The sequence below is a fragment of the Nocardioides sp. Z22_16 genome, from assembly GCF_058134365.1.
This window is the reverse complement of the sequence record NZ_JBYTTI010000003.1, coordinates 322025-345643: the sequence shown is the minus strand read 5'-3', so window position 1 is coordinate 345643 and position 23619 is coordinate 322025. Positions and strand designations below refer to the sequence as shown.

Here is a 23619-nt window from a genome sequence, read left to right as displayed (position 1 = left end):
TCGTCCCTCCAACGCGTCGCCGAGCGGTCGGATCCCTGATATCCCCATGCTAGGCCGCACCTGGGCCTGAGAGGATGCCCTTGTGCGCCCGATCAGACAGAGCAAGAAGCTGCAGAACGTCCGGTACGACGTCCGGGGACCGATCCTGGTGGAGGCCCAGCGGCTGGAGGCCGAGGGCCACCGGATCCTGAAGCTCAACATCGGCAACACCGCGCCGTTCGGGTTCGAGGCTCCCGAGGCGATCGTCGCCGACATGGTCCACCACCTGCCGGAGTCCCAGGGGTACAGCGACTCCCGGGGCATCTACTCCGCCCGCACGGCGGTGATGAACTACTACCAGTCGCACGGGCTGCGCGACGTCCGGGTCGACGACATCTTCATCGGCAACGGCGTCTCCGAGCTGATCTCGATGGTGCTGCAGGCCTTCGTGGACGACGGCAACGAGATCCTGGTGCCGGCACCCGACTACCCCCTCTGGACGGGTGCCGTCACGCTCGCCGGGGGTACGCCGGTGCACTACCGCTGTGACGAGGAGAACGGGTGGAACCCCGACCTCGCCGACATCGAGTCCAAGATCACCGAGGACACCTTCGGCCTGGTGGTGATCAACCCCAACAACCCCACCGGCGCGGTCTACAGCGAGGAGACCGTCAAGGGCCTGGTCGACATCGCACGGCGGCACGAGCTGGTGATCTTCTCCGACGAGATCTACGAGAAGATCCTCTTCGAGGACGCGGTGCACCACCACACGGCCACCTTCGCCGGCTCCGACGTCCTCACGCTGACCTTCAGCGGCCTCTCCAAGGCCTACCGGGTCTGCGGCTACCGCGCCGGCTGGCTGATGATCTCCGGCCCCAAGGAGATCGCCGAGGACTTCCTGGAGGGCCTCACCCTGATCGCCAACATGCGGATGTGCGCCAACGTGCCGGCCCAGCACGCCATCCAGACCGCCCTGGGCGGCTACCAGTCCATCGAGGAGCTGATCGGGCCCGGCGGCCGCTTCTACGAGCAGTCGATGCTCGCCCACCGCCTGCTCAACGAGATCCCGGGCGTCAGCAACGTGAAGCCCCGAGGCGCCCTCTACTGCTTCCCGCGGCTCGACCCCGAGGTCTACCGGATCGAGGACGACCAGCAGTTCGTCATCGACCTGCTGCGGGCCAAGAAGATCCTGGTCACCCACGGCACCGGCTTCAACTGGTTCCAGCCCGACCACTTCCGGCTGGTGACCCTCCCTGACGCGGAGATCCTCGAGGAGGCGATCGGCCGGATCGCGGAGTTCCTGGCCACCCGTCGCTGATTCCGCCGCCGAACCCTCTGCTCTAGGCTGCGCTGGCACCGTCCACGACTCCAGGAGCAGCACCCATGCGGGACATCACCTATCCGCCGATCATCAAGACCTGTCTGGCCGGCTTCCGGTTGCTCGGGCAGAAGTTCGACGTCCAGGGCACCGAGCACATCCCCGCGGAGGGTGGGGCGCTGCTCGCCTTCAACCACGTGGGGTACCTCGACTTCATCTACGGCGGCCTGGCCTCCCATCTCGCCGGAGGGCGGCTCGTCAGGTTCATGGCGAAGAAGGAGGTCTTCGACAACCCCGTCGGCGGCCCGGTGATGCGGTCGATGCACCACATCCCCGTCGACCGCGGTGACGGCGTCGCCTCGTTCCACAGCGCGGTGGAGTACCTCCGCTCGGGGGAGTTCGTCGGGATCTTCCCCGAGGCCACCATCTCGCGGGCCATGGAGCTCAAGGAGTTCAAGAACGGCGCCGTGCGGATCGCCGCGGAGGCCGGGGTCCCGGTGGTCCCGGTGGTGCTCTTCGGCACCCAGCGGCTCTTCACCAAGGACCACCCCAAGGACTTCAAGCGCGGCAAGACGATCGCGATCACGGTGGGCGAGCCGCTCAGGCCGACCGGCGCGGACCCGACCGCGGAGACCGCGGAGCTCCACGCCCGGATGTCGGCCATGCTCGACGACACCATCGCCCGCTACCCCACGGAGGAGAAGCCGCCCGGCGCGTGGTGGGTACCGGTCCGCCACGGTGGCTCCGCGCCCACCCTGGAGGAGGCCGCCCAGCTGGACGCCGAGGAGCGGCGCGCCCGGGCCCAGCGCAAGGCTGCCAAGGCGGCCGAGAGGCGGGCGAAGAAGGCCTCCTGACCCCGAAAAGTAAACAAAGCCATATGTCGACAAGTCGACATATGGCCTTGTTGCTTTTTTCGCAGGTCAGTTCTCGCGGTCGCGGTCCGGGTCCATCACGTCCACGATCCGGCGCAGGTCGTCCATCGAGGCGAACTCCACGGTGATCTTCCCCTTCGACTTGCCGAGGTCCACCTTCACCCGCGTCTCGAACCGGTCGGAGAGACGGTCCGCGAGGTCGATGAGCCCGGGCGCCGTGGGGCGACCCCGACGGGCGGCACGCTGAGGCTTCTGAGGGTCGCCGAGGGAGACGATCTCCTCCAGGGCGCGGACGCTGATGCCCTCGGCCACCACGCGCTGGGCGAGCCGGTCCTGCAGGTCCCCGTCCTCGACGGCCAGCAGTGCGCGCGCGTGGCCGGCACTGAGCACCCCGGCCGCCACCCGCCGCTGGACGGCGGGGCTCAGCTTGAGAAGCCGGAGGGTGTTGCTGATCTGGGGCCGCGAACGCCCGATCCGCTGGGCCAGCTCCTCGTGGGTGCATCCGAAGTCCTCGAGCAGCTGGCCGTAGGCGGCCGCCTCCTCGAGCGGGTTGAGCTGGGAGCGGTGCAGGTTCTCCAGCAGGGCGTCACGGAGCATGTCCCCGTCGTCGGTCTCCCGCACGATCGCCGGGATCCGCTCGAGCCCGGCCTCCTGGGAGGCGCGCCAGCGGCGCTCCCCCATGATCAGCTCGAAGCCCCCGGAGTCGGCGGGGCGGACGACGACGGGCTGGAGGAGTCCGACCTCGCGGATGGAGTGCACCAGCTCGGCGAGCGCCTCCTCCTCGAAGACCTGCCGGGGCTGACGGTGGTTGGGCCGCACCTCCGCGATCGGGATCTCGCGGAAGTAGGCACCGGCCACGATGGCCCTCTCAGTGGCCGTCTCCGGGGCCCCCTCAGGGACTCCGGCGGTGCCGCGAACAGGGGAGTCGGCCGGGATGCCCTGACCGCCGCCGCTCGACGGCGCGTCAGGTGCGGCCTCGCCGCCCGAGGTCTCGGGAGGGGCCGGCTCGGCGGGGCCGGTCGGGATCAACGCGCCCAGGCCACGACCCAGGCCACGACGCTGCGGTCTCGAGCTGTTGCTCATCGGGTCGGCGCTCCCTTGCTGGCGATCTCTCGTGCGGCCTCCAGGTAGCACAACGCGCCTGGGGAACCCGGATCGTAGGTCATCACCGTCTGACCGTACGACGGCGCCTCTGAGACGCGGACCGAGCGAGGGACCATCGTCTTGAGCACGGTCTCCCCGAAGTGCTCACGCACCTCCTCGGCCACCCCGGCCGCCAGGCGGGTGCGAGCGTCGTACATCGTCAGCAGGATGGTGGAGACGGCGAGATCGGGGTTCAGGTGCTTGCGCACCATCTCTACGGTCTCCAAGAGCTGGCCGAGGCCCTCCAGCGCGTAGTACTCGGCCTGGATGGGGATCATCATCTCGTCCCCGGCGACCAGCGCATTGAGGGTGAGCAGGCCCAGCGACGGCGGGCAGTCCACGAAGACGTAGTCGAAGCGGTCGTCGCCGACCTCGGCCGCGTGCCCGACCCACGGGTGTCCGTGAATGGCCGTGCGGAGCCTGTTCTCCCGCGCGACCACGCTCACCAGCTCGATCTCGGCGCCGGCGAGGTCGATCGTCGCGGGGACCACCCAGAGGTTCGCCAGGTCGGGACAGGTGGTCACCACGTCGACGAGAGGAACCGTGTCCACGAGGATGTCGTAGGTCGACGGCACTCCCCGGCGATGCTCCACGTTGAGTGCGGTGGAGGCGTTGCCCTGCGGATCCAGGTCGATCACCAGGACCCGCTGGCCCAGCTGGGCCAGGGCGGCGGCCAGGTTCACCGTGCTGGTGGTCTTGCCCACCCCACCCTTCTGGTTGGCGACGACCATCACCCGGGTGCTCTCCGGGCGGGTGGGGCCGGAGCGGCCCAACGCCCCGTGGCGGGCGAGGACCACGTGCTCCGCGGCTCGGGCCAAGGGGGTGCTGTTGTCATAGGTGCTGGGCGCACGCTCGGCGATCTGTCCGGCGGTGCGAGGGGTGGCTGGAGGCGTCCGCTCGGGTGCGCCCGCCGGCTGACCGACCCACGCCGGCGCCGGGGGCGCCTGGTTCGTGGGCTTCACCGTGCCCAGCACGTCGACGAGATGACGGGAGCCGGGGGAGGCGTCGGTCGCCATTTCACGTGGAACCGAGGTGGTGTCGCTGCCGGTTTCACGTGAAACGGGTGCGCTCGGACTCGCCGGGGTTTCACGTGGAACGTCCGCCGTGGGCCCTCCACCACCATTGGCCACCCGACCGCTCGAGAAATCCTCAGCCTGTGGATAACCGGTGGATAACCCACCCGTTCCACGCTCAGCGGGGTGTGACTCGCCGGTGGATAACTCGGCCCCCTCGGAGGTGATCCCTCGCTCTGCCTCAGTCACGCGGTCGACCCCTTCGCCTTATCTTCACCGTCTGCACTCTCTGCCCCGGGCTGTCCGGCCGGACGCCTGCCGACCTCACAGCCACGCGCTGCTGCTGGCCCGAGCATGGGCCCGGCTGCAGTCCCGCCTGGATCACTGGCGCGGCCGAGACTTCTTCCCGCCTCGCGCGCGCCCAGGACCTCTCTCCTTGCCGCGTCCGGCGCCGACCAACGGTAGCGCCCCGGGATCCGACCGGGAAACCCGCAGGGCATAGGTCGGGACGGCCGGCCCCTCGCCGCCGAGCACGAGCACCTCGGGGGTACCGCACCGGTGGCGACGCAGCTCCGTGCGGGCCTCGGCGATCTCCTGCTCCACGGACGAGCCCTTGAGCGCCACCATGGCGCCACCTGCGTCCACCAGCGGCATGGACCAGTCCAGGAGCCTGGGCAGAGGAGCGACGGCGCGCGAGGTGACGACGTCGAAGAGCCGGGCGCCGTGCAGCGCCTCCGCCCGGCCACGGAAGACCTCCACGTTCCCCAGGCCCAGGTCCTCCCGGACCTCCTCCAGGAAGACGGTCCGACGGAGCAGGGGCTCCACCAGGGTGACATGCAGATCGGGCCTGACCACGGCCAGGACCAGTCCGGGGAGTCCGGCGCCCGATCCCAGGTCGCAGACCCGCGCGTCGGCCGGGAGCAGCTCGGCCAGCCAGGCGCAGTTCAGGATGTGCCGCTCCCACAGACGAGGAACCTCCCGGGGGCCGATCAGCCCCCGCACCACCCCGTCGCCAGCCAGCCACTCGGCATACCTGACGAGCAGCGGGAGCCGGTCGGACGGCACGACCCCCCTGACCACCTCGGGGAGAGGGGGCAGGGGGGTCGCCGCGGAGTCGTCCGCGGTTCCACGTGAAACGTCGTCGGTCACTGCGGCAGGATGACCACGTGGCGTCGGGGCTCGGCGCCCTCGGACTCGGAGGTCAGCCCGGCCGCCTTGACCGCGTCGTGCACGACCTTGCGCTCGAACGACGACATGGGCTCGAGCTCCACCTGCTCACCCGTCTCCCGGACCTGCGCGATGAGACCTTCGGTGAGCGCCACCAGGTCGCGGCGCTTCTGCTCCCGGTAGCCGGAGATGTCGAGCATCAGGCGCGAGCGCTCGCCGGTCTCGCGGTAGACAGCCAGGCGGGTGAGCTCCTGAAGTGCCTCCAGGACCTCCCCGTCCGCACCCACCAGCATCGACAGGTCCGCGCCCACGATGGAGACCGAGGCGCGGTCCACCTCGACATCCATGTCCAGATCGCCGTCGAGGTCCGCGATGTCCAGGAGCTCCTCGAGGTAGTCGGCTGCGATGTCACCCTCCTGCTCGAGGCGCTCCACCTTGCCCAGTCGACCGCCGGCCGGCTCCTGGGACTCCGGCTGCTCACCGTGGACGTCGTTCTCGGTCTCGGACACGCGATTCTCCCTGCGTCGTGATGGGTTTGGCGGCCTGGCCGCCGACAGTCGTGGGTCAGCGCTTCTTGCGCTGGGAGCGGGTCTGGCGCTTCGGCTGCTGACGCGGGCCCCTCGGGTTCTCCGGGACCTCCTCGGTGGCCACCGCGCCAGGCTCCTCGCCGGGCGCGGGCAGCCCCTTCTTGGCCGCCTTCGCCTTGTCCCGCTCCAGCTTCGCCGCGTGGGCCGGCGTACCAGGAGCAGGGTTGTTGCGGATCACGTAGAACTGCTGGCCCATGGTCCACAGGTTCGACGTCGTCCAGTAGAGAAGGACCCCGATCGGGAAGGCCACACCGCCCACCGCGAAGACCACCGGGAGGACGATGAGCAACATCTTCTGCTGCTGGGCGTAGGGCCCGCTCAACGCGTCCGCCGGCATGTTCTTGCTCATCAGCTGGCGCTGCGTGAGGAAGGTCGTCGCGGTCATCGCCAGCACCAGGGCGGCCGCGAAGGCGACCACCACCCACTCGTTGCCCCACGCCTCGGTCAGCCGGCTGGAGATCGGGATGACGCCCCACAGCTTGGCCTGGCCGAAGTCCTCGGCCAGCTTCTCGGTGAGCACGCCGCGGGCGTTGCCGTTCGCCGCCTGGTCGATGAGCCGGAAGAGCGCGAAGAAGATCGGCATCTGCAGGATGATCGGCAGGCAGGAGGCGAACGGGTTGGTCCCGGCCTCCTTGTAGAGGGCCATCGTCTCCTGCGCCAGCCGCTCCCGGTCGTGCCCGTACTTCTTCTGGAGCTCCTTGACCTTGGGCTGGATGAGCTGCATGTTGCGGCTCGACTTGATCTGCTTGACGAAGAGCGGGATCAGCGCCGCCCGGATCACCAGGGTCAGCCCCACGATGGAGAGCGCCCACGAGGCGCCGCCCTGCGGGTCCAGCACCCTGCCCAGCACGTTGTGGAAGCCCACCATCACCACGGAGATGATGTAGTAGAGCGGCGTCATGATGGCGCCGCCGATGGCACCGAAGAAGTCGAGCACTCAAGCTCCTCGAGTAGGGGTCGTAGCCGCACCCACGGGGGAGGCGGGGGCGCGGGGAGGGACGGGGTCGTAGCCGCCCGGGGACCACGGATGGCATCTGCCGAGGCGGCGCACCGCGAGCCAGCTCCCCTTGAGGGCGCCGTACCGGGTGACTGCTTCGAGGGCGTAGGCCGAGCACGTCGGGTGGTACCGACAGACCTGACCGTAGAGCGGACTGATGAAGGTGCGGTAGAGCCGCAGCAGACCGATCAGCACGTACTTCACGAGATCGCCCTCGGAAGATCAGGCCGCATGCGCGCTCACGTCCCCGGACGTCGGACGAGAACCCGGGACAGGCAGCGGTCCAGGTCTGTGGCCAGTCGGCCGGAAGGAGCGCCGGCCGACTCCGGAAGCGCGCGCACCACGAGCACGCCACGACCCGGGAGCTCCGAAAGGTGCTCCCGGGTCAGGTGGCGTAGTCGCCTCTTCACGCGGTTGCGAACCACGGCGTTGCCCACCGCCTTGCTCACCACGAACCCGATCTGGACCGGTCCGTCCCCGTCGTCGTGCCAGTGCACGACCAGGGTTCCGGACCCGGCCCGTCGTCCGCCGCGCACCGCCGTCCGGAATCCGTCCTCCCGGGTGAGGCGGGCAGATCTCGGCAGCATCGGGTGCTCGACGTCCTCGCGGGTCCGCCGTGGCCCGGCGTCAGACAGCCAGGCTGTTGCGACCCTTGCGGCGGCGCGCCGACAGGATGGCGCGGCCGGCGCGGGTCCGCATGCGCAGGCGGAAACCGTGCACCTTGTGACGGCGGCGGTTGTTCGGCTGGTAGGTGCGCTTGCTCACGAGCTCTCTCCGATGTGTCTCTGCGGGTGTCCACTCCGGCGGGAAATTCGGTACGCCAAGCTTCGGCTGGCACCGCCTCCCCACGGCACACGCCGATGGTCTGGGCGTGAATATCCGTGGACATGCGGCACCGGTCGACCACGAGCGGACGTCGGGTGACCTGCCAACGGTACGCGGAGCGGAGAACCAGGGTCAAACCCGCGCGACCGGGTGCGCCGCCCCACCGGCTCCCGAGCCTCGCCAGGACTGCTCGGGACCCGCCCCAGCCTGTGGATGACGGCTTGCCCCCGCCCTCGGCAGGTTGTTACTTTTCACGTCCCCCGACGATCTCCCCACGCTCCTCCCCTTCCTCGCGACGCCGATCTCTGCCCCGTTCGGAAAGCGGCCCACACCGCCTCTGACCTGCGAAGACAGGACGGTGTCTCGTCTTCGGCCGAGGCATGGACCAGGTCGCGGTCACCCAAATAGGGCAAGATGCACACCTGTGGATAACCTTGTGGAGCGATGAGTCGTCCCGTCACCCTCTGGGCCCGGCAGACCTCCATCGGCAGGGACGATCCAGCCGTCAGGCAATGAGGGAGAGACGTGGAGAACGAGCCGGTTGACCTGGCCACCGTGTGGCGCAGTGTCGTGGACCAGCTGCAGCCCAACCAGCGAGCCTGGCTCCGCGCCAGCGAGCCGGTGACGCTGCACGAGAGCACGGCGATCATCGCGGTGCCCAACGACTTCACCCGGGGCCAGCTCGAGGGCCGGCTCCGTGCCCAGCTCGAGGACTCGCTGAGCGTCCGCTTCCACCGGGAGATCAGGATCGCCGTCACGGTGAACCCGGCGCTGGAGGACCACGCCCTCCCCGTGGCCCCCGACGAGGCGCCAAAGCAACAAGACGACATGTCGACAAATCCGTGGGAGCGGAACGTCGTCCATCTCCCCGAGTCCCATGACTACCCCGACCGCCGACCGGGCCAGACCCTGGGCGAGAGCCTCGGCCACGCTCCCCAGCCCCTCTCGAGCGGCCTCGGCGGGCCGGCCACCGGCCACCCGGGCGTCAGCCACCCGGCGTTCCACCCCTCGGTCCACCCCGGCGCCCCGAGCTCGCTGGAGACCCGGCTCAACCCCAAGTACACCTTCGAGACCTTCGTCATCGGCTCCTCCAACCGGTTCCCCCACGCGGCCGCGGTCGCCGTCGCCGAGGCCCCGGGCAAGGCCTACAACCCGCTGCTGGTCTACGGAGAGTCCGGGCTGGGCAAGACCCACCTCCTGCACGCCATCGGTCACTACGTGCGCTCCCTCTACTCCGGGGCCAAGGTGCGCTACGTCTCCTCGGAGGAGTTCACCAACGAGTTCATCAACGCGATCCGCGACGACCGGCAGGACCGTTTCAAGCGCCGGTACCGCGACGTCGACGTCCTGCTGATCGACGACATCCAGTTCCTCGAGGGGAAGACGCAGACGCAGGAGGAGTTCTTCCACACCTTCAACACGCTGCACAACGCCAACAAGCAGATCGTGCTCACCTCCGACCGTCCCCCCAAGCTGCTCGAGGCGCTCGAGGACCGGCTGCGCAACCGGTTCGAGTGGGGCCTCATCACCGACGTCCAGGCCCCCGACCTCGAGACGCGGATCGCGATCCTGCGCAAGAAGGCCGCGATGGACCGGCTCACCGCACCGCCGGACGTGCTGGAGTTCATCGCCTCCAAGATCCAGACCAACATCCGCGAGCTCGAGGGCGCGCTGATCCGGGTCACCGCCTTCGCCAACCTCAACCGGCAGGAGGTCGACATGACCCTCGCCGAGATCGTCCTCAAGGACCTGATCCCCGAAGGCGGCGAGCCGGAGATCACCTCCCCGCTGATCATCGCCCAGACCGCGGCCTACTTCGGCGTCAGCATCGACGACCTCTGCGGCCCGAGCCGCGGCCGTCACCTGGTGCTCGCCCGCCAGATCTCGATGTACCTGTGCCGCGAGCTGACCAGCATGTCCCTGCCGCAGATCGGCAAGGAGTTCGGCCGCGACCACACGACGGTGATGTACGCCGACCGCAAGATCAACCAGCTCCTCGCCGAGCGCCGAGCGGTCTTCAACCAGGTCAGCGAGCTCACCAACCGCATCAAGATGCAGGCACGACAGGGCTGAGCCCGCAGCGGCTCGGACCGGCTCCGGGCGCCTGTGCAATTCCTGTGCTCCCGGGCCCGGTTCTCTCCACAGCCCTGTGCACCCCTGCGCAGGACCGGACGAAGGACCCGGCCTCCCTCACAACGGCGGGCAGGGACGCACACCTCGTGCACAGGCGCCCCCCACAGGCCCGCACGGCTCTCACCTGCGTCGATCGAGGTTATGCACAGTTTCCCCAACCCCTATGACGACTACTCACCTCTCCATTGACCGATCATCCTCAACAACCATCCGGACCGCTTCCTGGGGAGAACCTGCTCGTCGACCTCCTTGGGCACCGCGCGGACAGCACGTGTCCGGGCATGGCAGGATCACCCCACGCTCGAACCACAAGATCCGGAGGAACGAAGTGAAGTTCCGCGTCGACCGCGACGTCTTCGCCGACGCCGTCGCCTGGGCTGCCCGCAGCCTCCCCGTGCGTCCCAGCGCACCCGTGCTCGCAGGCCTGCTCATCGAGGCCGGGGACGACGGACTTGTGCTCTCGTCGTTCGACTACGAGACCTCCGCCCGCGCCGAGGTCCGCGCCGACGTCTCCGACGAGGGGCGCGTGCTGGTCAGCGGGCGCCTCCTCGCCGACATCTGCCGCAGCCTCCCCCACAAGCCCGTCGACTGCGAGCTCGTCGGCGCCAAGCTCGAGATCAAGTGCGGCTCCGGACGGTTCAGCCTGCAGACGATGCCGGTCGAGGACTACCCGACGCTGCCCACCGTCCCCGCCCCCAGCGGGGTGGTGAAGGGGGAGGAGTTCGCCAAGGCGGTCTCCCAGGCGGTCACCGCCGCCGGTCGCGACGACATGCTTCCCGTCCTGACGGGCGTCCGGATCGAGATCGAGGGCGACCGGATGTCCCTGCTCGCCACCGACCGCTTCCGGCTCTCCCACCGCGAGCTCACCTGGTCGCCGGCGCAGACCGACGCCTCGCTCGCCGCCCTGGTCCCGGCCAAGGTGCTCAGCGACACCGCCAAGACCCTGGGCGGTGACGTGACCATCTCGCTGGCCACCGCCGGTGGCGACGGCATCATCGGCTTCGAGGGGTCCACGCCCGACGGCGTGCGCCGCACCACCACCCGCCTGCTCGACGGCGAGTTCCCCAAGGTCCGCAGCCTCTTCCCGGCCGAGCACCTGACGGTGGCCACCGTCAACCGGCAGGACCTGATCGACACCGTCAAGCGGGTGGCCCTGGTCGCCGAGCGCAACACGGCCGTCCAGATGAAGTTCGCCGACGGCGAGGTCGTGCTCGACTCGCAGTCCGGCGACGAGGCGCAGGCGACCGAGGCGCTCGAGGCCGAGATCAACGGCGGCGAGATCATCACCGGCTTCAACCCGACGTACCTGCTCGACGGCCTCAGCGCCCTCGACGGGGAGAAGGTGGACCTGGCGTTCACCCAGGCGACCAAGCCGGTCGTCATCTCCGCCACCGACGGCAACGGCGAGCACGCCTTCCGTTACCTGCTGATGCCGAGGAGACTTCTCTCCTAACGCACGGCGCAGCGGGCCTCGTCCGTCGTCGCACCAGACCAGCCGTCACACCACTGGAGGAATCCGCATGGAGATCGGGCTCGTCGGACTCGGCAAGATGGGCGGCAACATGCGGGAGCGGTTGCGCCGCGGCGGCCACACGGTCGTCGGCTTCGACCACAACGCCGAGGTCAGCGACGTCGACTCGCTCGAGGCCGTGGTCGAGCGGCTCAGCGCACCCCGTGTCGTCTGGGTGATGGTGCCCGCGGGCGGGCCCACCCACGAGACGGTCACCGCGCTCGGCGAGCTGCTCTCCGAGGGTGACGTCGTCGTGGACGGCGGCAACTCGCGGTGGACCGACGACGTCAAGCACGCCGAGCAGCTGGCCGAGAAGGGCATCGGCTACGTCGACTGCGGAGTCTCCGGCGGGGTGTGGGGTCTGGAGAACGGCTATGCGCTGATGTACGGCGGCACCCCCGACGACGTCGCCAAGGTGCAGCCGGCCTTCGACACCCTCAAGCCCGAGGGGGATTTCGGTGCGGTGCACGCCGGGAAGGTGGGCGCCGGGCACTTCTCCAAGATGGTCCACAACGGTATCGAGTACGCGATCATGCAGAGCTACGCCGAGGGCTGGGAGCTGCTCGAGGCCGTCGACGTGGTCGACAACACCACCGAGGTGCTCCGCTCCTGGCGCGAGGGCACGGTCATCCGGTCGTGGCTGCTCGACCTGCTCGTCGCCGCGCTGGACGACGAACCCGGGCTGGCCGGGATCCAGGGCTACGCCGAGGACTCCGGCGAGGGCCGGTGGACGGTGGAGGCCGCGATCGAGAACGCCGTCGCGGTGCCGGCGATCACCGCCGCCCTCTTCGCCCGCTTCGTCTCCCGGCAGGACGACAGCCCGGCGATGAAGGCGATCGCCGCGATGCGCAACCAGTTCGGTGGCCACGCGATGCGCACCCCGGCCCCCGAGGGCGGGGACGTCGCCGGCGACCAGCGAGCAGGCCGCGGGCCCGACGAGGCCCCGGCCGCCCGGAAGGCCGGCGCGGGCAGCGACTCCGAAGCCGGGGAGAGCTAGCGCTCCGGTGTACGTCTCGCACCTCCTGCTCCACGACTTCCGCTCCTACACCGACATCGACGTCGAGCTGGAGCCCGGGGCCACCGCGTTCATCGGTCGCAACGGTCAGGGCAAGACCAACCTGGTCGAGGCCGTCGACTACCTCTCCCGGCTCGGCTCCCACCGGGTCGCCACCGACGCTCCCCTGGTGCGGGCCGGCACCGACCAGGCGCTGGTGCGCGCGGTGGTCGTCAAGGACGGCCGCGCCGCGACCCTCGAGGTCGAGCTCAACCCGGGTCGCGCCAACCGCGCCCGGATCAACCGGTCGCCGCTGCCGCGACCGCGCGAGCTGCTGGGCCTGGTCCGCACGGTGGTCTTCTCCCCCGAGGACCTGACCCTGGTCAAGGGCGACCCGAGCGACCGCCGCCGGTTCCTCGACGACCTGCTGGTGCTGCGTACCCCCCGGCTCGCCGGGGCGCGGGCCGACTACGACCGGATCCTGCGGCAGCGCAACTCGCTCCTCAAGACCGCCGGCGCCGCCCGCCGCGGCGGCTCGTCGCAGGAGGCCGCCCTCTCCACCCTCTCGGTCTGGGACTCCCACCTCGCCCGGGTGGGCGCCGAGCTGCTGGCCCACCGGCTGGAGCTGGTCGAGGCGCTGCGCCCCTACGTCGGCAAGGCCTACGAGGCGGTGGCCCGGGGTGCCTCCCGCGACGACGCCGAGATCGACTACAAGTGCTCCTTCGAGCTCGAGCCCTCGGCGGAGCCGCCCGGGGCGGAGTCGCTGGAGCGGCAGCTCCTCGCCGAGCTCGAGCGACGCCGCCGCGACGAGCTGGAGCGCGGGGTCTCGCTGGTGGGCCCGCACCGCGACGACCTGCTGCTGGTGCTGGGCAACGGCGACGTGCGGCTGCCGGTGAAGGGCTACGCCTCGCACGGCGAGTCGTGGTCGGTGGCCCTGGCGCTCAAGCTCGCCTCCTTCGACCTGCTGCGCAGCGAGGGCGACGACCCGATCCTGATCCTCGACGACGTCTTCGCCGAGCTCGACACCGGCCGTCGCCAGCAGCTCGCCGAGCTGGTCGCCGGGGCCGAGCAGGTGCTGGTCACCGCGGCGGTGGCCGAGGACGTGCCCGAGGCGCTGGCCGGCGCCCGCTTCCTGGTGGCCGACGGGGAGGTACGCCGTGGATGAGGTCGGCCCGGCCGCGGGCGAGCCCCCCGTCGACTCCCCCGACCCCGACTCCGCCGCCGGGGTTCCCGACGACGAGGAGCACCGCGACGACGGGCTCGACCTGGCCCGGTCGCAGGCGCGGGTCACCTCCCGCGCGCCGGGCGGCACCCCGGCGCGACGAAAGAAGTCCGGGGGGACCGGGAGTGCCTTCGCGCCCCGGTCCCGGGGCCGGAGCCGGGTCTCGGGCGCGCATCCCGACGACCGCGACCCCCAGCTGCTGGGCAGCGCCCTGGAACGGCTGGTCAGCGCCCGTGCCTGGGAGACGGACCTCCAGGTCCAGAGCGTCTTCGCCCGCTGGTCGGAGCTGGTCGGCTCGGAGGTCGGCGACCACTGCACCCCCGAGACCCTGGTCGACGGGAAGCTGATCGTGCGCACCGACTCGACCGCCTGGGCGACCCAGCTCAGGATGCTCGCCCCCAACCTGGTGCGCCGGCTCAACGAGGAGCTCGGCCACGGCACGGTGGTGCTGATCGAGGTGCTCGGCCCCCACCTGCCGTCGTGGAAGAAGGGACTGCGCTCCACCCGCGGCCGGGGTCCCCGCGACACCTACGGCTGATCGCGCCCGATCCGGCGAAATGCCGATCTGGCGGGCTCCCGGACGTATGGGGCCTCATCAGGCCCCCTGATCGGCCCGCGGAAAGGCCCTGGAATGCCGCCTAGGGCCTCATTTCCTCCGGGGTAGCCCTGCCAACCTCGCGGGATGTGTGGCTTTGAGGGCCGCAGAGGCTAAACTGAGGCCCGGGTCCGTTGGCTCTCGCGCCTGGACCCTTCTGCATGTCGAGCAGCCCCTTGTGGGCGACTGGAAGAAGGCCCTGCGTGAGCGCTGAGACCCAAGCCGGAAATCCCGACACCGCCCTGACGGCCCTTTCGGGCACCGCGAGCGACGGTGAGTACGACGCCTCGGCGATCCAGGTGCTGGAGGGCCTCGAAGCGGTCCGCAAGCGCCCGGGCATGTACATCGGCTCGACGGGGGCACGTGGTCTGCACCACCTCATCTGGGAGGTCGTGGACAACTCCGTCGACGAGGCGCTGGCCGGCCACTGCGACCGGATCGTGCTGACCCTCCAGGCGGACGGCGGCATCCGGGTCGAGGACAACGGTCGCGGCATCCCGACCGGCATCCACCCCACCGAGGGCATCCCGGCGCTCACCATGGCGCTGACCATGCTGCACGCGGGCGGCAAGTTCGGCGGGGGCGGCTACAAGGTCTCCGGCGGCCTGCACGGCGTCGGCATCTCGGTCGTCAACGCCCTGTCGACGCGGCTGATCGCCGAGGTCAAGAACCGCGGGCACCTGTGGCGCCAGTCGTTCCACATCGGTGTGCCCGAGGGCGAGCTCGAGCAGGTCCGCGAGATGGAGGAGGGCGAGCGCACCGGCACCACCATCACCTACTACGCCTCCACCGAGATCTTCGAGACCGTCGACTACGACCTCGAGACGATCACCAACCGCCTGCGCGAGATGGCCTTCCTCAACAAGGGCCTCGAGATCATCATCCGCGACGAGCGCCCGTCGGCCGAGCACGTCGCCGACGCCGTCGAGGACGAGACGGTGAGCGAGGACGTCGAGGACGAGGCCGTCGCGCTGCACCGTGCCGAGGGTGGCGGGATCGAGCGCCGGTTCAAGTTCGACCGCGGGCTGGTCGACTACGTCGAGCACCTCAACCGGCGCAAGGAGAAGGCCAACGCCTCGGTCATCTCCTTCGAGGCCGAGACGCCGGCGGGCTCGCCGAGCCACATGAGCCTCGAGGTCGCGATGCAGTGGAACACCTCGTTCACCGAGTCGGTCCACACCTTCGCCAACAACATCAACACCCACGAGGGCGGCACCCACGAGGAGGGCTTCCGCGCGGCCCTCACCACCCTGGTCAACAACTGGGGCGAGGAGTGGGGCCTGGTCAAGAAGAAGGAGGACCGGGTCTCGGGTGACGACATCCGCGAGGGCCTGACCGCCATCATCTCGATCAAGCTCGCCGAGCCGCAGTTCGAGGGGCAGACCAAGACCAAGCTCGGCAACACCGAGGCCAAGGGCTTCACCCAGCGCGTCGTCAACGACCAGCTCGGTGCCTGGCTGGAGCAGAACCCGGCCGAGGGCAAGGAGATCATCCGCAAGGCGCAGGCCGCGGCGTCGGCCCGGATGGCGGCCCGCAAGGCCCGCGACCTGGCCCGCAACCGCAAGGGGCTGCTGGGCGGCGGGGGCCTGCCGGGCAAGCTGGCCGACTGCCAGTCGACCAACCCCTTCGAGTGCGAGGTCTTCATCGTCGAGGGTGACTCCGCCGGCGGCTCGGCCAAGCAGGGCCGGGACCCGCGGATCCAGGCGATCCTGCCGATCCGCGGCAAGATCCTCAACGTCGAGAAGGCGCGCATCGACAAGGTCCTGGGCAACCAGGAGGTGCAGGCGATCATCTCCGCGCTGGGCACCGGCATCCACGAGGAGTTCGACCTCGACAAGCTGCGCTACCACAAGGTCGTGCTGATGGCCGACGCCGACGTCGACGGCCACCACATCAACACCCTCCTGCTCACCCTGCTCTTCCGGTTCATGAAGCCGCTCATCGAGCACGGCTTCGTCTACATGGCGCAGCCGCCGCTCTACCGGCTCCGCTGGAACAAGCCGCACGCGCACGAGTTCGTCTACTCCGACTCCGAGCGCGACTCCCTGATGCGCGACGGTATGGAGCAGGGGAAGAAGCTGCCCAAGGAGAACCCGGTGCAGCGCTACAAGGGTCTCGGCGAGATGAACGCCGACGAGCTGTGGGAGACCACGATGGACCCGGAGCACCGGATCCTTCTGCAGGTCACCCTCGACGACGCCGCCCAGGCCGACGAGATCTTCTCGATCCTCATGGGTGAGGACGTCGAGCAGCGCCGCTCCTTCATCCAGCGAAACGCCAAGGACGTCCGATTCCTCGATATCTAAGAATCTAGCAAAATCATTAGATATCTGTAGAGACGACCAGAGAGCAGATAGGCACACACGTGAGTGACACCACCAGCATGGGCGGCGAGCGACCGGGTCCCAGCGGACGCGTGGAGGCCATCGACCTGCAGACGTCGATGAAGCGCTCCTACATCGACTACGCGATGGCGGTCATCGTCGGCCGGGCGCTGCCCGACGTCCGCGACGGCCTCAAGCCGGTGCACCGGCGCATCCTCTACGCGATGTACGACGGCGGGTACCGGCCCGACCGCGGCTTCTCCAAGTGCTCGCGCGTGGTCGGCGACGTGATGGGTCAGTACCACCCGCACGGTGACTCGGCCATCTACGACACCATGGTCCGGCTCGCGCAGCCGTGGGTGATGCGCAACCCGCTGATCAACGGGCAGGGCAACTTCGGCTCGCCGGGCAACGACCCCGCCGCCGCCATGCGGTACACGGAGTGCCGGATGGCGCCGCTGGCCATGGAGATGGTCCGCGACATCGACGAGGAGACCGTCGACTTCCAGCCCAACTACGACGGCCGTTCCTCCGAGCCGACCATCCTGCCGGCGCGCTTCCCCAACCTCCTGGTCAACGGCTCGGCCGGCATCGCGGTCGGCATGGCCACCAACATCCCGCCGCACAACCTGCGCGAGGTCGCGGCCGGTGCCGTCTGGGCGCTGCAGCACCCGGACGCCACGCGGGAGGAGCTCCAGGACGCCCTGCTCGAGCGGATCAAGGGCCCCGACTTCCCGATGGGCGCGATGATCGTGGGCCGCCAGGGGATCGAGCAGGCCTACCGCACCGGCCGGGGCTCGATCGCCCAGCGCGCGGTGGTGGAGATCGACGAGGACGCCAAGGGCCGCACCTGCCTGATGATCTCCGAGCTCCCCTACATGGTGAACCCGGACAACCTCGCGCTCAAGATCGCCGAGCTCGCCGACAACGGGCGGATCCAGGGGATCGCCGACGTCCGCGACGACACCTCCTCGCGGACCGGCCAGCGCCTGGTCATCGTGCTCAAGCGCGACGCGGTCGCGCGCGTGGTGCTCAACAACCTCTTCAAGCACACCGAGCTCCAGTCCAACTTCAGCGCCAACATGCTGGCGCTGGTCGACGGCGTGCCGCGCACCCTGACGATCGACCAGTTCATCAGCAACTGGGTCGCCCACCAGGTCGAGGTCATCCAGCGCCGGACGCGCTACCGGCTGCGCAAGGCGCAGGAGGACGCGCACATCTGGCGCGGGCTGGTCAAGGCCCTCGACGCCCTCGACGAGGTCATCGCCCTCATCCGCCGCTCCCCCGACGTCGACGAGGCACGGACCGGCCTGATCGCGCTGCTCGACGTCGACGAGCTCCAGGCCGACGCCATCCTCGCGATGCAGCTGCGCCGCCTCGCCGCGCTGGAGCGCCAGAAGATCGTCGACCGGCTCGCCGAGCTCGAGCGGATCATCGCCGACCTCGAGGACATCCTGTCCAACGAGGCCCGGCAGCGCCAGATCATCATCGACGAGCTCACCGAGGTGGTCGACAAGTTCGGCTCGGAGCGCCGTACCCAGATCGTGGCGGCCGACGGCGACCTGTCGATGGAGGACCTGATCCCCGACGAGGAGCTGGTCGTCTCGATCACCCGCGGCGGCTACGCCAAGCGCACCCGGCGCGACCAGTACCGGATCCAGAAGCGCGGCGGCAAGGGCGTGCGCGGGGCGACCCTGCGCGGCGACGACGTGGTGGAGCACTTCATCGCCACCACCAACCACCACTGGCTGCTCTTCTTCACCACCGCCGGCCGCGTCTACCGGACCAAGGCCTACAACCTGCCCGAGGCGTCCCGCGACGCCAAGGGTGGTCACGTGGCCGGGCTGCTCTCCTTCCAGCCCGACGAGTCGATCGCCCAGGTGCTGGCGATCCGCGACTACGACCAGGCGCCCTACCTGGTGCTCGCCACCAAGCAGGGGCTGGTCAAGAAGACCCGGCTGGCCGACTACAACTCGCCGCGCCAGGCCGGCGTCATCGCCATCAACTTCCGCCACGACGACGACGAGCTGATCGGCGCCGAGCTGGTCAACTCCGAGGACCACATCCTGCTGGTCTCCCGCAAGGGACAGGCGGTGCGGTTCCGTGCCGACGACTCCCAGCTGCGGCCGATGGGCCGGGCCACCGGCGGCGTCACCGGGATGAAGTTCCGTGACGGCGACTCGCTGTTGTCGATGTCGATCATCCGGGCCGCCCAGGTCGAGGCCGAGGACGCCGCCGACGAGGCGGGGGTCTCGGTCGAGGAAGCCGCCTCGACGACGGCCGGCGGCGCCGAGCAGCCGGTCGGTGAGCAGGGCCCGTGGTTCGGCCTGCACCCGCAGTACGTCTTCACCATCACCGACGGTGGCTTCGCCAAGCGGACCCCGATCCCGGAGTACCGGGTGCAGTCGCGCGGCGGTCTGGGCATCAAGGCGATGTCGCTGGCCAACGCCGAGCGTGGCCAGCTGGTCGGCGCCTTCATCGTCGAGGAGGGTGACGAGATCCTCTCGATCACCGCCGGCGGCCAGGTCGTGCGCAGCCCGATCAACGCGAACTTCCGCCCCACCGGGCGCTCCACCATGGGGGTCAAGTTCGTCTCTCCCAAGGCTGGCGACTCGGTCGTGGTCGTCGCACGCTCGATGGAAGCCCGCGAGGATGCAACAATCGAAGATGACGTCACGCCTGAGGAGGTCACCGACGTCGAGGTGGGCACCGACCCGCAGCCCGAGAACGAGACCGAGACCAGCAGCACAGAGAGCGACTCCTGATGACCGAGAGCGCCCGCCCGCGCAGCCGTGAGCCGGAGGACACGGTCGTGCGGACGGCGCTGCCCGGAAGGATCGGCGCGACGCTCAGCAAGGCGGCCGAGGAGCACCGCAACACGGCCACCATGAGGCCGACGACGGCGGGCAAGAAGCAGCCGCGCCGGGCGCGGCTGCGGCTGACCCGGCTCGACCCGTGGTCGGTGACGAAGACCTCGTTCCTGCTCTCGGTCGCCTTCGGCATCGTCACCTTCGTCGCGGTCTTCATCGTCTGGTTCGTGCTGGGCGCGGCGGGGGTCTGGGAGTCCATCAACGAGACGGTGGCGAGCGTCGCCGACCCCAAGGACTCCCCCAGCGCCTTCGACATCACCGAGTACGTCGGGATGTCGCGGGTCCTGGGCTTCACCGCGCTGGTCGCGGTGATCGACGTCTTCCTGCTGACCGCGATCGCGACGCTGGGTGCCTTCCTCTACAACATGTCCGCCGCACTGCTGGGCGGTATCGAGGTCACCCTCGCCGAGGACCAGCACTAGGCGTTTTGTCGCTCCCCGAGCGCATCGGGTAGTCTTCCCCGCGGTCACCGCCTCGGCGGAGACGTCGTCCGGCCTTGGTCGGAGGAGGGCCTATAGCTCAGACGGTTAGAGCGCTTCCCTGATAAGGAAGAGGTCACAGGTTCAAGTCCTGTTAGGCCCACCACCCCGGTCGGACTCCCGGCACTCGCCGCGGGCATCCCGCCCGGTGAAGACGAGGAGAAGACCGTGAAGAAGCTCGTGCTGATCCTGCTGGCCGCTGCAGGCGCCGCCCTCGCCAAGAAGAAGCTCGACGAGGGTCGCACCGAGCAGGCCCTCTGGGCCGAGGCCACCGACCCGGTCGAGACGAGCGCTCCGCAGAACTGAGCCGGCCGGCTGCCACGGGCAGCCGCGCTCACCTGGTTCACTCACCTGGTTCTCCAGGGGCCTTGGCGCAATTGGTAGCGCACCTGCTTTGCAAGCAGGGGGTTAGGGGTTCGAGTCCCCTAGGCTCCACCACCAGCTCGGGACGTTGTCGAAACGTCCCGAAGAGCGCTGCCGAGACCGGCAATGAGCGAAGAGCCTTCCCACGGCGCCCGGCGCGGAGTAGAACGAGGGGTCCCTACCTTTCTCGGACACGGCGACCGCGGTCGCCGGAAGGGACCCACCGATGCACCTCAATTCTCGGGTCGGAGGAGTCGGCGCTGCCCTCGTGACGCTCTCCCTGGCAGCCACCCTCGTACCGTTCGCCTCGTCGGCCTCCCCGGCCGACCCCCCACCAGCGGGTCCACCAGGAGCCGGCGCCGCCGGGTTCCAGGGCGAGGACTCCGCCTCCCGCGACAAGGACGTCCGCGACGGCCGGGCCGCGCCGACAGCCAAGCAGCGGTCCGCCGTCGACGACCTCGATGCCACCGCCCGGTGGAACAAGCTCGGCACGCCCGCCGTGCTGATGGCCACCGACGCACCCCTCGCCACGGGGCTCCCCGCAGACCCCGAGGCCGCCGCGCTCGGGTTCCTCGCCGAGTCCCGCGACCTCCTGGGCCTCACCGCCCGGGGCGCCGAGTCGGTCGAGGTGCTCACCAGCCGGCCGCTGGGCAAGGACGCCGGCGTCGTGGTCGTGCGCCAGCAGTTCGGCGACCTCGCCGCCGGTGTCGACGGCATCGCCGCCGTGGGCGTGCGCAACGGCGAGGTGCTCTACCTGAGCTCCTCGTTGGCGCGTGACGCCGCGGCACCGGCGCCCGCCACCCTGACGGCGGCCGACGCCGAGCGGCTCGCCGCCCGCGACGCCGGCATCGCCGAGCCCGTCGTGCTCGGCACGACCGAGGTCGCGGTGCCCGTGCCGGGCGCCGCGGCCCGCGCCGCCTTCCAGGTGGTGCTCCGCTCCGAGGACGACGAGGCCGTCGGCTTCGCCAGCTACGTCGACGCCCGCTCCGGTGAGGTGCTGGTCCGGGAGGACCTCGTCGACCACGACTCCGACAACCCCGAGTGGGAGGTGTTCCCGAGCAACCCGCCGGTGGACTACTCCTCCCGCGACACCCGCGCGACGTGGTGCTGGACGCCGCTGGCCGGCTGCGAGGAGGCGGTCGGCACGAGCGCCTCGCTGCCCTGGGACGTCGACCCGACCACCAACCAGCCGACGTTCACCACGCTGGGCAACAACGCCATCGCGGTCGAGAACCGCAACAGCAACAGCTCGCGCACCGTCGGCACCGAGACGGCGACCCCGTCGCCGACCCGGGAGTACGTCTACCCGTGGACCAACCAGTGGTACGAGCAGGGGTGCAACCCGGAGACGTTCGGCTCCCCCGAGAACGTCGACCTCGACGCCGCCCGCGCGAACCTCTTCGCCATGCACAACCGGATGCACGACTGGTCCTACCACCTGGGCTTCGTCGAGAGCACCTGGAACATGCAGAAGGAGAACTTCGGCAGGGGTGGCCTCGGCAACGACTACGAGCAGGGCAACGCCCAGGCCGGTGCGATCTCGGGCGGGCCGCCCACCTTCGCCGCGCGCAACAACGCCAACCAGTTCACCCCGCCCGACGGCCAGGCGCCCATCACCAACATGTACATGTGGCAGCCGATCGCCGGCGCCTTCTACGCCCCGTGCGTCGACGGCGACTACGACATGAGCGTCATCGGCCACGAGTACGGCCACGCCATCAGCAACCGGATGATCGCCGGACCCAACGGCGGGGTCAGCTCGCCGCAGGGCATGAGCGAGAGCTGGAGCGACCAGATGGCCATGGAGTACCTCCACGAGCACGGCTACGCACCGGCGGGCCTGCAGGCCTTCACGATCGGCCAGTACACGACTGGCGACCCCGTGGCCGGCATCCGCAACTACAACATGAGCCGCAGCCCGCTCAACTACAGCGACATCGGCTACGACGTCACCGGGCCGCAGGTGCACGCCGACGGCGAGATCTGGACTGCGACCAACTTCGACATCCGGCAGGCCTTCATCGACCGGTACGGCGCCGGGGACGCGGCCCTCAACAAGTCGTGCGCCAACGGTCAGACACCGGTCAGCGGGTGCCCGGGCAACCGGCGCTGGATGCAGCTGGTCTTCGACTCGTTCCTGCTGATGGCCAACAGCCAGGTCAGTCAGGTCGACTCCCGCAACGCGCTGCTGGCCGCGGACCTGCTCCGCTTCAACGGCGCCAACCAGGACATCCTCTGGAACGCCTTCGCCCGCCGGGGCCTGGGTGAGGGTGCCACCAGCGCCGGCTACGCCGACGCGGACCCGACGCCGAGCTTCCGGTCGGCGTACGCCAGCGAGACGGCGCTCACCTTCGCCCCGCGCGACGAGCAGGGTCGCCTGGTGCGTGGCGCCCAGCTCTACGTCGGCCGCTACCAGGCACGGGCCGTGCCGGTGGCCGACACCGACCCGACCACGGCGCTGCCCAACCGGGTGGAGATGGTGCCCGGCACCTATGAGTTCGTGGCCCGCGCCCCGGGCCACGGGCATGCCCGCATCCCGCTGACGGCGCTCTCCGCCGGCCGGTCGAAGACCCTCGCGCCGCGGATGGACACCAACCTGGCGTCCGCCGCCAACGGCGCGGCGGTCGAGGGCACGGGCACCGACCTGGTCAACCTCGTCGACGACGAGGAGGGCACCCAGTGGGCCGCCCTCGGCGCCCCGGTCGCGGAGCAGCACGTCGTCGTCGACCTGGCCGGCACCAAGCGCCAGAACGTGCGGCGGGTGCAGGTCAGCGCGCACCTGCGGCCGGCCCGCACCAACCCCGACGGGACCCCGGCGGAGCCGAGCCAGAGCCGCTACTCGGCCCTGCGTCAGTTCGAGGTGTGGGCGTGCTCCATCGCCCGCGGGGTCGACTGCGACGAGCAGGACGAGTTCACGCGGGTGTTCGTCAGCCCGGAAGACGCGTTCCCGGCCACGGCCCCCCGGCCGCGGGCGCCGGACCTGATCATCCGGTCGTTCGACATCCGGCGCACCAGGGCGACCCACCTGTGGCTCCAGGTCGTCACCAACCAGTGCACCGGCGGGCCGGACTATGCCGGTGAGCAGGACCAGGACCCGCGCGCGGTGACCGACTGCTCGGCGGGCAGCGACCAGGACCTCAACGTGCGGGCCACGGAGTTCCAGGCCTTCGGCCGCTGACCCACACCGCCGGGGCCCCGGCACGACTGCGTGCCGGGGCCTCGGCATCC

The 23619-nt window shown here is 70.1% G+C and carries 20 protein-coding genes and 2 tRNA genes; 14 read left to right on the top strand and 8 right to left on the bottom strand.

From position 1 onward, the window contains the following. The first annotated feature begins 82 nt into the window (after positions 1 to 82). Positions 83 to 1297, top strand: coding sequence for a pyridoxal phosphate-dependent aminotransferase (locus AC3X7R_RS10030; RefSeq protein WP_489965492.1), 1215 nt, complete (start codon positions 83 to 85; stop codon positions 1295 to 1297). Positions 1298 to 1362: 65 nt separating this feature from the next. Next, a complete protein-coding gene (locus AC3X7R_RS10025; RefSeq protein ID WP_489965491.1) occupies positions 1363 to 2151 on the top strand; it encodes a lysophospholipid acyltransferase family protein in 789 nt (262 codons plus the stop codon). A gap of 66 nt (positions 2152 to 2217) precedes the next feature. Here AC3X7R_RS10025 and AC3X7R_RS10020 read toward each other — a convergent pair whose 3' ends face one another. The 8 genes from AC3X7R_RS10020 to rpmH form a co-directional block, all read right to left on the bottom strand. Next, positions 2218 to 3252, bottom strand: coding sequence for a ParB/RepB/Spo0J family partition protein (locus AC3X7R_RS10020; RefSeq protein WP_489965490.1), 1035 nt, complete (start codon positions 3250 to 3252; stop codon positions 2218 to 2220). Beyond that, complete coding sequence (locus AC3X7R_RS10015; RefSeq protein ID WP_489965489.1) at positions 3249 to 4328, bottom strand: ParA family protein; 1080 nt, start codon at positions 4326 to 4328, stop codon at positions 3249 to 3251. Before AC3X7R_RS10015 ends, AC3X7R_RS10020 begins: the two co-directional genes overlap by 4 nt. 378 nt (positions 4329 to 4706) lie before the next feature. Continuing rightward, a complete protein-coding gene (gene rsmG / locus AC3X7R_RS10010) occupies positions 4707 to 5474 on the bottom strand; it encodes a 16S rRNA (guanine(527)-N(7))-methyltransferase RsmG (protein WP_489965488.1) in 768 nt (255 codons plus the stop codon). Beyond that, entirely contained in the window at positions 5471 to 5935 is a 465-nt protein-coding gene (locus AC3X7R_RS10005) for a Jag family protein (RefSeq protein WP_489965919.1), read from the bottom strand. The genes rsmG and AC3X7R_RS10005 overlap by 4 nt, the downstream gene beginning before the upstream one ends. A 121-nt stretch (positions 5936 to 6056) precedes the next feature. After that, positions 6057 to 6980, bottom strand: coding sequence for a membrane protein insertase YidC (gene yidC, locus AC3X7R_RS10000; RefSeq protein ID WP_489965918.1), 924 nt, complete (start codon positions 6978 to 6980; stop codon positions 6057 to 6059). Between the two features lie 36 nt (positions 6981 to 7016). Further along, the gene (gene yidD / locus AC3X7R_RS09995) at positions 7017 to 7271 is read right to left on the bottom strand and encodes a membrane protein insertion efficiency factor YidD (protein ID WP_489965917.1); all 255 of its coding nucleotides are present in this window, start codon (positions 7269 to 7271) and stop codon (positions 7017 to 7019) included. Between the two features lie 44 nt (positions 7272 to 7315). Continuing rightward, positions 7316 to 7663 (bottom strand): ribonuclease P protein component, encoded by a 348-nt coding sequence (gene rnpA / locus AC3X7R_RS09990; RefSeq protein WP_489965487.1) that lies wholly within the window; start codon positions 7661 to 7663, stop codon positions 7316 to 7318. A gap of 40 nt (positions 7664 to 7703) precedes the next feature. Beyond that, complete coding sequence (gene rpmH, locus AC3X7R_RS09985) at positions 7704 to 7841, bottom strand: 50S ribosomal protein L34 (RefSeq protein ID WP_110180841.1); 138 nt, start codon at positions 7839 to 7841, stop codon at positions 7704 to 7706. A 585-nt stretch (positions 7842 to 8426) separates the two neighbouring features. On the opposite strand from rpmH, the gene dnaA reads away from it, so the two are divergent. The 12 genes from dnaA (at position 8427) to AC3X7R_RS09925 (ending at position 23569) form a co-directional block, all read left to right on the top strand. Continuing rightward, complete coding sequence (dnaA, locus tag AC3X7R_RS09980) at positions 8427 to 9974, top strand: chromosomal replication initiator protein DnaA (RefSeq protein ID WP_489965486.1); 1548 nt, start codon at positions 8427 to 8429, stop codon at positions 9972 to 9974. A 388-nt stretch (positions 9975 to 10362) separates the two neighbouring features. After that, a complete protein-coding gene (gene dnaN, locus AC3X7R_RS09975; protein ID WP_489965485.1) occupies positions 10363 to 11487 on the top strand; it encodes a DNA polymerase III subunit beta in 1125 nt (374 codons plus the stop codon). A gap of 67 nt (positions 11488 to 11554) precedes the next feature. Beyond that, positions 11555 to 12541 carry a phosphogluconate dehydrogenase (NAD(+)-dependent, decarboxylating) gene (gene gnd / locus AC3X7R_RS09970; RefSeq protein ID WP_489965484.1) on the top strand — a complete coding sequence of 329 codons (987 nt, stop codon included), beginning with the start codon at positions 11555 to 11557 and terminating at the stop codon, positions 12539 to 12541. Between the two features lie 7 nt (positions 12542 to 12548). Beyond that, entirely contained in the window at positions 12549 to 13703 is a 1155-nt protein-coding gene (gene recF / locus AC3X7R_RS09965; protein WP_489965483.1) for a DNA replication/repair protein RecF, read from the top strand. Beyond that, positions 13696 to 14298, top strand: a complete 603-nt coding sequence (locus tag AC3X7R_RS09960; RefSeq protein ID WP_489965482.1) for a DciA family protein — start codon at positions 13696 to 13698, stop codon at positions 14296 to 14298. Before recF ends, AC3X7R_RS09960 begins: the two co-directional genes overlap by 8 nt. Before the next feature lie 260 nt (positions 14299 to 14558). After that, positions 14559 to 16661 (top strand): DNA topoisomerase (ATP-hydrolyzing) subunit B, encoded by a 2103-nt coding sequence (gene gyrB / locus AC3X7R_RS09955; RefSeq protein ID WP_489965481.1) that lies wholly within the window; start codon positions 14559 to 14561, stop codon positions 16659 to 16661. A 137-nt stretch (positions 16662 to 16798) separates the two neighbouring features. Next, positions 16799 to 19444, top strand: coding sequence for a DNA gyrase subunit A (gene gyrA / locus AC3X7R_RS09950; protein WP_489965916.1), 2646 nt, complete (start codon positions 16799 to 16801; stop codon positions 19442 to 19444). After that, entirely contained in the window at positions 19444 to 19971 is a 528-nt protein-coding gene (locus tag AC3X7R_RS09945; RefSeq protein WP_489965480.1) for a DUF3566 domain-containing protein, read from the top strand. The genes gyrA and AC3X7R_RS09945 overlap by 1 nt, the downstream gene beginning before the upstream one ends. Before the next feature lie 86 nt (positions 19972 to 20057). Continuing rightward, positions 20058 to 20134: transfer RNA gene (locus tag AC3X7R_RS09940), tRNA-Ile, on the top strand. Positions 20135 to 20196: 62 nt separating this feature from the next. After that, on the top strand, positions 20197 to 20334 hold the full coding sequence (locus AC3X7R_RS09935; protein WP_489965479.1) for a DLW-39 family protein: 138 nt from the start codon (positions 20197 to 20199) through the stop codon (positions 20332 to 20334). A 56-nt stretch (positions 20335 to 20390) separates the two neighbouring features. Next, positions 20391 to 20466: transfer RNA gene (locus AC3X7R_RS09930), tRNA-Ala, on the top strand. 193 nt (positions 20467 to 20659) lie between these two features. Then, positions 20660 to 23569, top strand: a complete 2910-nt coding sequence (locus AC3X7R_RS09925) for a M36 family metallopeptidase (protein WP_489965478.1) — start codon at positions 20660 to 20662, stop codon at positions 23567 to 23569. The last annotated feature ends 50 nt before the right edge of the window (positions 23570 to 23619 follow it).